Source organism: Bradyrhizobium japonicum USDA 6 (assembly GCF_000284375.1).
Classification (GTDB): domain Bacteria; phylum Pseudomonadota; class Alphaproteobacteria; order Rhizobiales; family Xanthobacteraceae; genus Bradyrhizobium; species Bradyrhizobium japonicum.
The window spans coordinates 8077959-8092563 of the sequence record NC_017249.1 but is presented as its reverse complement, the minus strand read 5'-3'; the positions used below and the strand labels follow the sequence as shown (position 1 = coordinate 8092563).

Sequence of the window (14605 nt, the reverse complement as noted above, 5' to 3'; positions counted from 1 at the left end):
AAAAACGACACCCCATGGACCTGCTCGCGACGACCAGTGCTGCCGCCGTTTCATCTTATGCGCTCCTATCGACGATCTATAAGAGCGTGCAAGCGCTTTATGCTCAGCCGGCGATCAACTCATCGCTGGACAACCTTGGACAAGCCGAGGTGGTCGTTCCTGCTGTGGACGTGATCGTGCCGTGCTTCAACGAGAATCCGAACACACTCGCCGAATGTCTGGAGTCGATTGCCAGTCAAGACTACGCCGGAAAGATGCAGGTATATGTGGTCGATGACGGATCGGCAAACCGCGACGTTGTCGCGCCTGTACACCGGATATATGCGAGCGATCCGAGATTCAGTTTTATCTTGTTGGCGAACAATGTGGGAAAGCGCAAGGCGCAGATCGCAGCGATACGCAGCTCATCCGGTGATCTGGTTCTCAACGTCGATTCCGATACGATACTTGCTGCCGACGTCGTCACGAAGCTTGTATTGAAGATGCATGACCCGGGAATCGGTGCGGCCATGGGTCAGCTGATCGCGAGCAATCGCAACCAGACCTGGCTGACCAGGCTGATCGACATGGAATATTGGCTCGCGTGCAACGAAGAGCGCGCGGCACAGGCGCGCTTCGGTGCCGTCATGTGTTGCTGCGGCCCATGTGCCATGTATCGGCGTTCCGCGCTCGCCTTGCTTCTTGATCAATATGAAGCCCAATTCTTTCGTGGGAAGCCGAGCGATTTCGGCGAGGACCGCCACCTAACGATACTCATGCTCAAGGCGGGGTTTCGAACCGAATACGTTCCGGACGCCATAGCAGCCACAGTCGTCCCGCACAGTCTTCGGCCATATCTACGACAGCAACTCCGCTGGGCGCGAAGTACCTTTCGAGATACGTTTCTTGCTTGGCGCCTGCTGCCAGAGCTCGATGGTTATTTGACGCTAGACGTTATCGGGCAAAATCTCGGCCCATTGCTCCTCGCCATTTCATCACTTGCTGCGCTCGCACAGCTCCTGATCGATGGCTCTATACCCTGGTGGACGGGATTGACGATTGCTGCAATGACTACGGTCCGGTGCTGTGTGGCAGCGCTTCGTGCCCGCGAGCTGCGGTTTATCGGCTTCTCGCTCCACACGCCGATCAATATCTGTCTCTTACTGCCTTTGAAGGCCTATGCGCTTTGTACATTGAGCAATAGCGATTGGCTATCTCGGAAAGTCACCGATATGCCGACGGAAGAGGGGAAACAGCCTGTCATCCTGCACCCGAATGCCGGACGAAGTCCTGCTGGTGTAGGGGGGCGCCTGCTCCTATTCGTAAGGCGGCGTTATCGCAGCCTCCATCGAGCCTGGCGGCGACGGAGAGTGTTTCCGGTCGCGATCGTTCGACTGTCTACAAATAAGTGGTCGGCTGATGACTCAGGACGAAAACCATCAGTTATTAGAGCGAGAGTTGGCTGTCGACGACCCGTGGCGCCTCGACACTAGTGCGTTCGAGCAGCAGCGATACGCGCAAATGCTCCGGATGTCGCGCCGCGACGGAGATGCGGCGTCTGCGCTCGAAGTAGGATGTGCAGCCGGTGCATTCACGGAGATGCTGGCGCCGCTATGCGAGCGACTTACGGTCGTGGATGTCATGCCGCAGGCAATCGAGCGAACGCGACTGCGGACCGGGAAATGGTCACATATTAGTTGGGTGACCTGCGACATTCAGCGGTTCTCGACCACTGAGCAATTCGATTTGATTGTCGTGGCTGAGGTTCTTTACTACCTCAGGGACGTCGTCGAGATGCATGCGGCTATCCGCAACCTGGTGAGTATGCTTGCGCCAGATGAGACTCTCATTTTCGGGTCTGCGCGTGATGAAATATGTCAACGCTGGGGGCATGCTGCCGGTGCTGAGACGGTGATCGCTCTCTTCAATGAGAGCCTATCAGAGATCGAGCGCCGGCACTGCTGCACCGGGTCGGCGAGCGAAGACTGCTTGATCGTCCGGTTTCTGAAGCCGGGCGGCGCGTCGGCACAATCAAACGCCGGTCATTAGGCCAGGAGGACGTATGCGCATCTGCGGAATAAAGTTGACACATGACGGAGCAATTGCTGTCGTCGAGGACGGTCGGCGTCTTTTTTGCGTCGAGCAAGAGAAGCGCGGCAATGGTCCTCGCTATCAGTCCGTCGACAATCTCGATGCAGTCGTCTTCGCCTTGGCGGAGCATGGCCTGAATCCGCGCGACATCGATCAGTTCGTGATTGATGGCTGGGACGGGGAGAATGAATCGCAGTTCCAGCTCCTAAGCGGAGCGGTGCCGGTCGCGCTAAAAGGCGCGCCATATGTCGAGCGTCATGCTGAGGGCCTCCTTGATTCCGTCGACGGCTATGGCCTCCTCCTCGGAGGCGAGGAGTTTCCATATAAGAGCTACCCGCATGTCACGGGCCATGTCGCCTCAGCATATAGCACCAGTCCTTTCGCCAGCGCGGGGAAACCCGCGTTGTGTCTGGTATGGGACGGCTGTATCTTTCCACGCCTTTACTATGTCGAGCCCCAGGGCGCGCGGCTCATCGGATCGCTGTTTCCGATGATTGGCCATGCCTATGCCGCCGCGGGCCTTCACTTCGGCCCATACCGGCAGCCGAACCGCTCCAGTTGGGATTTGGGCATTGCTGGCAAGCTGATGGCCTACATCGAGCTTGGTTCCGTGGACGAAAGCATCGTGGAAGTGTTCCAGGAGCTTTATGAAACGCGCTCAGCGGCTGACACGGAGCAGGCTCGTCGCTACCGCGAAAACATCAACAATGCGGAAGCGTCTCTCGCAGTTATTCACGACTTCTTCGAGTCAAGCGCATTGCGCCTGAAGGCCAAGCGCGCGGAGGACGTCCTCGCGTCGTTTCATGTGTTTCTGGAACGTCTTCTCGTTAAGGAGATCGCGATGGTTCTGCTACGGCACTCGTCGCTTCCGGGAGCGCGAAATCTATGCATCGCCGGAGGTTGCGGTCTCAACATCAAATGGAACAGCGCGCTTCGCGCGACCGGATTATTCGATGATGTCTGGGTGCCGCCGTTTCCAAATGACAGTGGCTCGGCAATCGGCGCGGCGTGCGGCGCTATGGCAGCGCAAGATGGCTTCGAGCCGTTGGAATGGTCAGTTTACAGTGGCCCCGCCCTGCAGGAGAGCGAGGTTCCGCCGGACTGGGAGGCGGCGCCGTGCAGTCTGCCTGAACTTGCCTCGATTCTTGCTGACAACAAGCCCGTCATCTTTCTTTCCGGGTGTGCCGGGCTCGGGCCGCGGGCGTTGGGCGGTAGAAGCATTCTTGCGGCCCCAACGTCCCCGGAGATGAAGGATCATCTCAACGACATCAAACGGCGCGAACACTTCCGGCCGGTGGTGCCGATCTGTCTGGAAGATCGTGCGCCGGAGATCTTCAGCCCGGGTACGCCAGATCCTTACATGCTATTCGATCACCAAACCCGGGCGAATTGGCGCGACAAGATCCCGGCAGTGGTACATCTCGACGGCTCGGCGCGGCTGCAGACAATTTCCCGCAACTCTCCTCACAAAATTGCTGCGCTTCTCATCGAATTTGAGCAACTCACCGGCATTCCGCTGCTCTGCACCACGAGCGCCAACCTCCATGGACGGGGATTCTTTCCCGATGCTGCGGCGGCATGCCAATGGGGGCGCGTCGAGCATGTGTGGTGCGAGGGCATGCTCTGGAGCAAAACGGTCATCAAGAAGTCATCGCCTACGGAACGACTTCTGTCAGCCTAAGATGAACATGTCCAATATGGCGATCGACCTTGTCGGCGTGAGAAAGTCATTCGGGGACAAGGTTATCGTCAATGACCTGTCGTTCTCGGTTGCGCGCGGAGAGTGCTTCGGGCTGCTTGGGCCAAATGGAGCTGGCAAAAGTACGATTGCACGCATGCTCCTCGGCATGATTTCCCCCGATCGAGGCAAGATTACGGTCCTCGATGAGCCTGTGCCTTCCCGCGCTCGTGCGGCGCGCGTGCGCGTAGGCGTGGTGCCGCAGTTCGATAACCTTGAGCCCGAGTTCACCGTGCGGGAGAACCTGCTTGTGTTTGGCCGCTATTTCGGCATGAGCGCTCGCACGATCGAAGCGGTTGTGCCCTCGTTGCTTGAGTTTGCGCGGCTTGAAAGCAAGGCGGACGTGCGCGTCTCCCTTTTGTCCGGTGGTATGAAGCGGCGGCTGACGCTGGCGCGCGCTCTGATCAATGATCCACATCTACTCGTGATGGACGAGCCGACGACGGGGCTCGATCCGCATGCTCGCCACCTGATCTGGGAACGCCTGCGGGCTCTTCTTGCGCGCGGCAAGACGATCCTCTTGACCACTCACTTCATGGAAGAGGCCGAACGCCTTTGCGATCGGCTATGCGTGCTTGAGAGTGGATGCAAAATCGCCGAAGGCAAGCCAGACGCCTTGATCGACGAGCATATCGGCTGCAACGTGATCGAGATCTATGGCGGTGATCTAGATCAACTCCGGGAGCTGATCAGGCCGTATGCGCGGCATATCGAAGTGAGTGGAGAGACGCTTTTTTGTTACGCGCGATGTCCGGACGAAATCAGCGTGCACCTGCGCGGGCGAACGGACCTTCGCGTTCTGCAGCGCCCCCCGAATCTCGAAGACGTGTTTTTGCGGTTGACCGGGCGCGAGATGGAGAAATGAGCGATGGATGATGGTTATGCGTCGGTCATGCCGGCTAATGCGTACAATTGGACCGCGGTATGGCGTCGAAATTACTTGGCATGGAGGAAAGTCGCGCTTGCATCGCTTCTCGGCAACCTCGCAGATCCCATAACCAATCTGTTTGGCCTTGGCTTTGGGCTCGGACTCATTGTGGGACGGGTTGAGGGGACTTCGTACATTGCGTTTTTGGCGGCGGGTATGGTCGCGATTAGCGCTATGACATCCGCGACCTTTGAAACTCTGTACGCAGCCTTTGCTCGGATGGATGTCAAGCGCACCTGGGAGGGAATTTTGTTCACACAGCTCACGCTTGGCGATATCGTTCTAGGTGAGTTGGTGTGGGCGGCCAGTAAGTCCGTTCTAGCCGGGACAGCAATCGGGATTGTCGCTGCCACCCTGGGTTATGCATCCTGGACGTCGGTTCTTTGTGCGATACCGACAATCGCCCTTACGGGCCTTGTCTTCGCCAGCCTGGCAATGGTCGTCATATCTCTTGCGCCAACTTACGATTACTTCGTGTTTTACCAGTCGCTCGTCCTTACGCCCATGGTGTTCTTGTGTGGCGCGGTCTTTCCGACGAGCCAAATGCCCGACTCATTTCAGCACTTTGCCGGCTTGTTGCCGCTGGCACATTCGGTCGACCTTATTCGCCCAGTGATGCTTGAGCGCGGCGCCGACAATGCTGCCCTACACGTAGGCGCGCTCTGCGTTTACGCGGTCTTGCCCTTTTTCGCGTCGATCGCGTTATTTCGGCGCCGCCTGCTGCGTTGACGTGAGTTCAGCGAAACGGAGAAGTCAAAGCGATGCAGTGTCATGATGCGTTCCGCGGTAGCTCGCGAGTGACCTGGTCTGTCAGAGCAGCTTGTGAAACGGCCTTGAGAAGCCGCGATCGAGCCAGCTCTACGGCCGCCTGTTCGGCCGATCGGACCTTGCAAAGTCGTGTTGTGCTGCCTGGCACGCGCACCGGCTGCGCGTGACTGTACAGATTAGATCGGTGGGACGGCATGGCCTTCCATGGAGAACGGGATGTTGAGCATAGGACTGAGTGGCGGCCTTGACAGAATCTATGAAAGCTCTCCGGAGCTGCCGAATACATTTCTTCACGATGGCGCTGCGGTACTTGTGCAGGACGGCCGCGTAATTGCTGCTGTCGAAGAGGAGCGCCTCAACCGCGTCAAGCACTCCAACAAGTTCCCCAGCAATTCGATCCGATACTGCCTTTCTACCGCAGGAGTCGAGCTCGGCGACATCGACCGTATCGCGTTCTACGCGACTGAAGCTTACTGCAAAGCCATGCTCGAGCGCCTTTCTGTTTCTCAGCCCGTTCCGTTGGACCCCAAACTGTTGCTGCGGCAGCTGTTGGCACGGGAATTCGGGGCCGAGATCGATCCGTCCGGGTTTCCTTCGTGAATCACCACGAAGTACATGCCGTGAGCGCGTTTGCCATGTCCGGGTTCGAGCAAAGTCTGGTGTTTGCGATCGACGGCGGGGGCGATTTTCTCTCAGGCTTAATGGCGGTAGGGTCCGGGACCGTAATTGCGCAGCTTGTAAGTTTCCCGGAACACAACTCTCTTGGGCTGTTCTATCTCGAGACGATCCGATATCTCGGCTGCGGGATGTTCGACGAATACAAAGTGATGGGGCTTGCACCGTATGGTGATCCCGATCGCTATCGCGAGCTCTTCGCGCAGTTCTACGAGTTGTTGGACAGCGGTGGCTATCGCGTTCACCTGGATCGAATCGGACCAGCCCTTTTGCGCAACATCCAGGTTCGGCGAAAGGGAATGCCATTCACCCAACAGCATCGAGATGTCAGCGCGTCGCTGCAGGAAGCGCTGGAGCGGATCGTGTTTCACACCCTGCGGCACCATCGTAAAGCGACGGGCATGACACGCCTGTGCCTAGCTGGCGGGGGGGCCCATAATTGCACGCTGAACGGTAAGCTGCTTTATTCCGGGCTATTTGACGACATCTTTGTTCAACCCGCGGCGCACGACGCCGGTTGCGCACTCGGCGCTGCATTAATGGTATCAAGCGAGCTAGGCAGGCCAGCGCCGCGCGAGCGACTGCCGGACGTTTATTGGGGGCCCGATCTTGGGAACGAGCAAGCCACAGAGCTTGAGCTCAACGCATGGTCAGGCCACCTCGACATTCAACGAAGTGATGACATAGCATCCAGTGCGGCGGACTGGATGGCAAATGGCGCTGTAATCGGCTGGGTTCAGGGGCGCTCTGAGTTCGGCCCACGTGCGCTTGGTAACCGCAGCATTCTAGCGGACCCGCGGCCTGCGGAAAACAAGGATCGCATCAACGCGGTGGTCAAGAAGCGCGAGAGCTATCGCCCCTTTGCGCCATCTGCATTAGAGGAGGATGCGAGCGAGTTCTTTGAGCTCCCCGACGGCACGCGGCAGCTCCCCTTCATGAACTTCGTAGTTCGCGTGCGTGAAGCCAAGGGTAACGTGCTCGGTGCGATCACGCACGTTGATGGGACGGCTCGGCTGCAGACCGTATCGCGCAAGACAAACCCCGCCTACTGGGACGTCATTAATGCGTTCAAGAAGCGAACGAGCCTTCCGATTCTTCTAAATACCTCATTTAACAACAATGCCGAGCCGATCGTGCAGTCCGTGTCAGATGCGATCACCACGTTTTTGACGACTGATCTGGACGGACTTGTTGTTGGGCCGTTCCTCGTCAGGAAGCGGCCAGCATCACTGCAGGATTGGAGTGCGCTGGCTGCGTCATTGCCGCCGTACGCATCCCTTCATCGTGTTCGCTCCCACATAGCGCCAGATCGGCAGGAAACGGTCTGCGAGATCCGCATGGGACATTCCGCCCACTCTAGTATGCGTATCTCACCTGAGCTTTTCGAGATCTTGATGCGAATCGAGGGCGAGGCGTCGCTCGGGTCGCTTTTCGACACAGCCCTGCTGGACCAGGCCAAGCGTGAAGATCTTGTGAAGGAATTGCGGCTCGTATGGGAGCTTCGGGGCGTTCGCCTGCATCCGCTGCACGCGGCTTGCCGTCACGATAATGTACAAAGCGGAACATAGCCATGACTCATGCGCATGGCCACGCCCATGCGTGCATGTGAGGGGACCAGGCCATCCGATGCAGAGCGGGGCATCGGGCATCGGGCTTCGGGCAGGTCGATGCAACACCGTTGAAGAAAGGACGATCGTATTGAGAGAACGCGGCCCGTCACGGATAGCCCTGCTATGAAGTTCTACCGATGCAGCTCGCCGGCACCGCGATTTCAGGCCGTGACGCCGGGCGAGAAGATACGCGAGACGTCTGTACTGACGTCTCTTGTCCAACCAGGAGCGCGCGAAAAGGCAAGGCAGATGGTTAGCGGTTCGAGCAATGATCGGTTCGTAGTGTCCCGGCGACGTACGGGGTTTGGCGACTGTCTGTGGTCACTCGCGGCAGCCTGGCGATTTGCAAAGCAGACAGGACGGACGCTAGCCATTGATTGGCGGGGATCTTGTTATCTTGATGAACCATTCACCAATGCCTTTCCAGTCTTCTTCGAACCGGTTGAAGACATTGGCGGAGTGCGAGTAATTTGCGATGACGACATCAATACGCGTTCGTTTCCAGGACCATTCTTTCCAACATGGTGGAACAAGCCATCTTTCGATTGCATCTATCGACCGGACGAGCAGATTTTCAGGGAACGCGATCAACTCGATCAACTGTTCCAAAGTCAGAGAGATAGTGACGCTAACACGGTTGTGTGTGATGCCTGCCTGATGTGGCGCTGCGATCAGGAAGCGGAACGCGAAATCTTCCGGAGTATTAAGCCGCGGCCTGAAATTCAGGCCCGGATTGATGCTATCTACCGCGAGCACTTTGAGCCGTACAGCGTAATCGGCATTCATGTCCGGCATGGCAATGGCGAAGATATTATGGGGCATGCCCCTTACTGGGCGGACACGGAGCGCGCCTTGCGGCAGATCTACAATGCCATTGATGAGGCCAGGAGTTTATCCCACGCAAAACCTGTGAGGGCGTTCCTGTGCACGGACAGTGCGCTCGTCCTCGAGCAGGTTTCGGTTAAATTTCCCGATGTCTTCGCGATTCCAAAGCAGTTCCAGGCGCCTCAAGCGGGCCCATTGCACCATCCCGCCCTCGGAGCTGAAGGCGGCTTTTCTGCCCTCACCGAGATGTATCTCCTTGCCCGCTGCGACACGGTGATCCGTTTTCCGCCAACGAGCGCTTTTACGCGCTATGCGCGTCTTTTCGCCCCACGCGTTATAGAATTCGATTTGAACGATCCGGGCCGGTTGATCCTGATTGAAGACAACTCGCAAGCGCTTATGGCTTCGTGAAAGTCGCAAACCCGCGTGATCGATCTCACCGCCGCTCTTTACGTCCGATAGCCGTGGAAGTTCTTCTCCGGGCGACGATTTTCTGGCCCGCGGGCTGTCATTGCCGCAATGTTCCAGGGGCGAAGAGAACGAAGCCGCGGCCGAATGCGTTCGGCTAAGGCGCGGCTTCGACAACAACGGCCCTAAAGTGCCGCTGCGTTTTACAGAAGGAGCACGCCTTCGTCTTCGCTTCGGGCGGGCCGCAGACGGAAGCTAAACAACGCTCAATCACGGATGAACATTTCAGCTCGCCAGCTCATGCTTGGAACTAGCGCCGCGAAATCCAGTGCCGCTCAGAGCATGGCGCGATAGATCAAAAGTGGCCGCCGACGAATCTAACGTGCAAGCTTGGTACATCAGTTTTATGTTGGGGCGGCTAATGGCCGTGGCCGTTATCCCCGGGCATTTTTCGACTTCGACGAGAGGCGCCGGCCAGCCGCAGGCTCGTACGGTTGTGCGATCCTGAAAGCGAACGCGGGCTGGGTAGCCCTTTCATGAAGCGGGCGAGTGCTCGCGAACTTACGTAGCAGAGTCACCATCGCTGTCAGAAAGCTCACCTCCGCTGTCTTGAATGCGCCAAGCATTCCGCGTGCGCGACATTAGGACGCAAAACGGAAGCGCATTTACGTACATCGCAGTGGCGCAAATCCTGCTACGCGTGCGCGGGCGCAAAAGTAGAGGAGGCGGCCGTGGGTCTCGATCTGCCAAATGACAATCTGATCCGAGGTCCGCTGCCCGAAGCACATTTGGATCGCCTCGTTGACGCCGTTAATGCGCGCGTTGATCGTGGAGAACCGAAGGTGATGTTACTCACCGGCGCATCGCGCGGAATTGGCCATGCCACTGCCAAGCTATTCTCGGAGGCAGGCTGGCGCATCATTTCTTGCGCACGCCAACCGTTCGACGGCGAGCGATGCCCCTGGGAGGCTGGGAATGACGATCATTTCCAGGTCGACCTCGGCGATCATCGAATGCTGCCGCGCGCAATCACCGAGGTTAAGAAACGCTTGGCCGGTGCGCCCTTGCACGCGCTGGTGAATAATGCGGGTGTGTCGCCGAAAACGCCCACAGGCGATCGGATGACATCGTTGACCACCTCAACCGATACCTGGATGAGGGTCTTTCATCTTAATCTGGTGGCTCCGATCCTGCTGGCGCAGGGTTTGTTTGATGAGCTAAGAGCCGCGTCAGGATCGATCGTGAATGTGACTTCAATCGCGGGCTCGCGGGTGCACCCATTCGCCGGTAGCGCCTATGCGACCTCGAAAGCTGCGCTTGCGAGCCTCACACGCGAATTGGCCCACGACTATGCGCCGCATGGCATTCGCGTCAATGCGATCGCGCCCGGCGAAATCAGGACCGACATGCTGTCGCCCGACGCGGAAGCGCGCGTCGTGGCAAGTATCCCGCTGCGCAGAGTGGGTACTCCGGACGAAGTGGCCAAGGTCATCTTCTTCCTATGCTCGGATGCGGCGAGCTATGTTACGGGTGCCGAGGTGCCGATCAACGGTGGCCAGCATCTGTGAAGCGGCCGGCCCGGCGGCGAAGCTGACTTGAGCTTCCCAACGGACTCACGTTCTCCGCTGACCACGCGCATACAATCAACAGAAAATGAATCGAAGGCACACGGCAAGTTTACTGTCGTGCCATGAAAAAGTGTCACGGTTCGATGTCATCTCGTCAACACTTGGCGCTAGATCGAGAGTGACATGCAAAACGAACCTCGCCAATCCGGACATGGGTCCAGGGAGGATGATCAAGGAAACGGAGACAGGCTTATGCTGCATATCCCCTCCTCGAGCGAAAGACCTGCCTCGCAGCCGGAACCGGAGCGTGCCCCCCCGGGGGAGCCGTCGCATGAGAGCGCGCTGGCCGGCATCTACGAAATATCGAAAATACTAAATGCTCCCGGCCGGCTCGAAGTCACCTTGGCCAACGTTCTCGGTCTTCTGCAATCGTTTGTGCAGATGCGACACGGCCTCGTCTCGCTGTTCAACGATGACGGCGTTCCAGAACTTACAGTTGGCGCCGGCTGGAGCGAAGGCACTGACGAACGTTACCGGACGTGCGTGCCGCAGAAAGCAATCCACGAGATCGTAGCGACAGGCAGGTCTCTTATGGTCGAGAATGTAGCCGCCGAGACGGCCTTCAGCGCTGCCGACCGGGAGGTTCTCGGCGCCTCTGATAGTATACCGGTAGCGTTCATCGGGGTCCCGATTCGCGTTGATTCGACGGTCGTTGGTACGCTGACGATCGACCGTATCCCGGAAGGCAGTTCAAGTCTTCTCGAGTACGATGCGCGGCTGCTCGCCATGGTCGCGAACGTGATAGGACAAACGATCAAGTTACATCGCTTGTTCGCCGGCGATCGCGAACAATCGTTGGTGGACAAGGACCGGCTAGAGAAACAGACAGTTGATCGTGGGCCGCCCGCTCGCGAGCGCAAGCAGCTTCAGGCACACGGGATCATTGGCGACAGCCCGGCGCTGAGCGCACTGCTTGAGAAGATTGTCGTTGTAGCCAGATCAAACAGCACGGTTCTGCTGCGTGGCGAATCCGGTACCGGGAAGGAGCTGGTAGCCAAGGCCATTCACGAGTCGTCCGTTCGTGCTAAGCGGCCGTTCGTTAAGCTGAATTGCGCGGCGCTCCCCGAGACGGTCCTGGAATCGGAATTGTTTGGCCATGAGAAAGGTGCCTTTACCGGTGCTGTCAGCGCCCGCAAGGGGCGCTTCGAGCTTGCTGACAAAGGGACGCTATTTCTTGACGAGATCGGAGAGATCTCACCTCCGTTCCAGGCGAAGTTGCTGCGAGTTCTGCAAGAGCAGGAGTTCGAGCGCGTCGGCAGCAATCACACGATTAAAGTCGATGTTCGGGTGATAGCTGCGACCAACAGGAACCTTGAAGAGGCTGTGGCAAGGAGCGAATTCCGCGCGGACCTCTACTATCGTATTAGCGTAGTTCCCTTGTTGTTGCCGCCGCTTCGCGAAAGACGCAGTGATATTCCGCTGCTCGCAAGAGAGTTCCTCAGAAAGTTTAACAGCGAGAACGGCCGCTCTCTTACTCTGGAGGCGAGTGCGATCGATGTACTGATGAGCTGTAAATTTCCGGGAAATGTCCGCGAACTCGAGAACTGCATCGAGCGGACCGCGACACTCAGTGCCGGAACATCGATTGTAAGAAGTGACTTTGCATGCAGCCAAGGCCAATGCCTTTCCACGACGCTTTGGAAAAGCACATCGTATGGCAAGACAGACCCGGCGGCACCGATGCAACCGGTGCCTGCAAAGTCCATCATCCCGCTGGCTGAAACGGCCCCTCCGCCGCAGGCTGTCTGCGAACCGGGCTCATTGGCACCTTCCGGCACAGTTCTCGTTAGTGGTGCGAGAATGGCTGATCGCGAGCGGGTCGTTGCGGCTATGGAAAAGTCTGGCTGGGTGCAGGCCAAGGCAGCGCGCCTACTCGGGCTAACCCCGCGCCAAGTCGGCTACGCGCTGAGGAAATACGGAATCGAGATAAAGCGGTTCTGAGCGCCCCGCATCGGCCTGGACTGATTCCGCCAAATCGATAAGTGAAGACGGTCCGCGTAGTTAATCTAGCAATCTGAGGGGAATGGACCGCCGGGGGCGTCGGCTTGCCACGACCCCGAGAAGGGCTCAACTATTCAGCGACAGATGGGGCGGAGAGCCTCACTTGCGAGTCGCACAATCGCGAACCGCCGGTTGCTCGAAATGCAAAGAGCTATCATCCTTATCTCAATCAAGCCGGATTGGCGAACGCAATGCTTAATGACCCTCGACCGGTCCGGGCCTGCAGGGGATTAGCGGCAGTCAATCCGCAAGCAGTCCCGCCGCCACTTGCCAGCGTGGTGCTGCGAAACAGCGCTGTCCGAGCCTGCTTTGTGCCGGCATCCCTTTCAGGAAGCGCGGGGTAGAGAGGGCGCACTACCCGGTGTTAAGCCTTGTGACAGCGAGCGGTCCCAAGCGGCGGGGATGGTACAAGACTTGCTGTTCTCTTCCCAACTGACGTAACTTTAGGAGCAACACCTTGCATAATATTGTCTGCATCAAGCAAGTTCCGGACTCGGCGCAGATCCGCGTGCACCCCGTGACCAATACAATCATGCGTCAGGGAGTGCCGACCATCATCAACCCGTATGACCTATTCGCGCTCGAGGCCGCGCTGGGGCTGCGCGATCGGTTCGGTGGCGAAATTACCGTGCTTACCATGGGGCCGCCATCGGCAGAGGAGTCGTTGCGAAAGGCGCTGACTTATGGTGCTGATCGCGCCGTCCTACTTACTGATCGCTGCTTTGCGGGCTCGGATACGCTGGCCACTACGTATGCGCTTGCAACAGCGATCCGGAAAATTGGCAAGGAATATGGTCCGGCAAACCTCATCTTCACGGGAAAGCAGACCATCGACGGCGATACAGCGCAGGTTGGTCCTGGCATCGCGAAGCGACTGGGCGTAGGGCAGCTAACTTACGTTGCGAAGGTCAGATCCGTGGACGTCGCCAATGAAACAATTGAAGCGGAGCGGCGCTCGGAAGGCGGTGTGCAGGTTCTGCACACTAGGTTGCCCTGCCTCATCACCATGCTTGAGGCGACGAATCAGATTCGGCGAGGCGCGATGGCGGATGCCTTGCGTGCCGCGCGAGCCAAAATCGTGAAATGGAGCGCGCAAGATGCAGGTGTCGAAGACATCTCCAAATGTGGGCTCAAGGGCTCGCCGACTGTCGTCAAACGTGTGTTCGCTCCCCCTGCGCGGGCCGAGAGGGCGGCGCTGGTTGAGTCCGCCGAGCAGCCGGCGCAGGCGCTAATAGACGCAATCTTCTTGAATCAACCGAAGCTCGAAACCGATCTGGCGACACTTGCTCGTGACGCCCGATCTGGACTGTCCGGGCAATGTTAGCAACGCGCTCCAAGAAATGTATCAACGCTCGCACCCGAGTCGATGAGAGCGCAACATGTCGTTGTGCAACGCGGTAAGCTACCATAAGAGTTTGCTATGCCATCCGTCGATCTCGCCATCGGCTGAGGCCGCATGTTCCGTAGAGCACGTTATCGCTACGATCGAGTCCGGAGCCGCCCAGGATTGCCGGGGCACGGCCAAACAGGCCTGCGCATATTTCAGATCTTCCGTTTTGTCGTGTTCGACCGTGGAAGACCATTGCTTCCTCCGTACCGGTCGCGAGCAAAGACGGAATACGTCAGCAACCCGGGTCACCATGCTAGCGCTGCCGTCTGCACGTCCAAAGCCCTGTCGCTGGCTTTAAGGAGCAAAGCCAACCTATGCGGCGCCTTTGAAGCAATCCGCCAATTCAGCAGCCGTGTGTATGTGAACAGCCGCTGTTTCGTTCCTGACGGCGGTGCGCAGCCTCTCAAGTGCTATGCACTTGCTATGAGGATAGGTCACAAGTGTTATACCAGCTTCTTCGGAATCTGACGGAGCAAATTCAAGAGTTGGCATGATGGTTGCTGTTAGCCAGTAAAAATTAAGAGGGGTAACCGCGAATGCGAAGAACAGGCGAGCGGCATGCCA

Annotated in this window: 9 protein-coding genes and 1 pseudogene; all 10 read left to right on the top strand. The window is 58.0% G+C overall.

The annotated features are described in order from the left end of the window. The first annotated feature begins 14 nt into the window (after positions 1-14). The 10 genes and pseudogenes from nodC (at position 15) to BJ6T_RS37585 (ending at position 13975) form a co-directional block, all read left to right on the top strand. Positions 15-1472, top strand: coding sequence for a chitooligosaccharide synthase NodC (gene nodC, locus BJ6T_RS44350; protein ID WP_011084824.1), 1458 nt, complete (start codon positions 15-17; stop codon positions 1470-1472). Beyond that, positions 1399-2028, top strand: coding sequence for a nodulation methyltransferase NodS (nodS, locus tag BJ6T_RS37635; protein ID WP_014497813.1), 630 nt, complete (start codon positions 1399-1401; stop codon positions 2026-2028). Before nodC ends, nodS begins: the two co-directional genes overlap by 74 nt. Positions 2029-2041: 13 nt before the next feature. Next, entirely contained in the window at positions 2042-3751 is a 1710-nt protein-coding gene (nodU, locus tag BJ6T_RS37630) for a nodulation protein NodU (protein WP_014497812.1), read from the top strand. 1 nt (position 3752) lies between these two features. Then, positions 3753-4673 (top strand): nodulation factor ABC transporter ATP-binding protein NodI, encoded by a 921-nt coding sequence (gene nodI / locus BJ6T_RS37625; protein WP_011084827.1) that lies wholly within the window; start codon positions 3753-3755, stop codon positions 4671-4673. A 3-nt stretch (positions 4674-4676) separates the two neighbouring features. Then, entirely contained in the window at positions 4677-5465 is a 789-nt protein-coding gene (locus BJ6T_RS37620; protein ID WP_011084828.1) for an ABC transporter permease, read from the top strand. 255 nt (positions 5466-5720) lie between these two features. Further along, positions 5721-7747: pseudogene (locus BJ6T_RS49310) on the top strand (carbamoyltransferase family protein). 165 nt (positions 7748-7912) lie between these two features. After that, positions 7913-9025 carry a nodulation protein NodZ gene (locus BJ6T_RS37605; RefSeq protein WP_011084832.1) on the top strand — a complete coding sequence of 371 codons (1113 nt, stop codon included), beginning with the start codon at positions 7913-7915 and terminating at the stop codon, positions 9023-9025. A gap of 728 nt (positions 9026-9753) precedes the next feature. Next, complete coding sequence (locus tag BJ6T_RS37595) at positions 9754-10590, top strand: SDR family NAD(P)-dependent oxidoreductase (protein ID WP_011084833.1); 837 nt, start codon at positions 9754-9756, stop codon at positions 10588-10590. A gap of 252 nt (positions 10591-10842) precedes the next feature. Further along, positions 10843-12591: a nif-specific transcriptional activator NifA gene (gene nifA / locus BJ6T_RS37590; RefSeq protein ID WP_014497807.1), complete on the top strand. Its 1749-nt coding sequence runs from the start codon at positions 10843-10845 to the stop codon at positions 12589-12591. A 517-nt stretch (positions 12592-13108) separates the two neighbouring features. Continuing rightward, positions 13109-13975: an electron transfer flavoprotein subunit beta/FixA family protein gene (locus BJ6T_RS37585; protein WP_011084835.1), complete on the top strand. Its 867-nt coding sequence runs from the start codon at positions 13109-13111 to the stop codon at positions 13973-13975. Positions 13976-14605 lie beyond the last annotated feature (630 nt).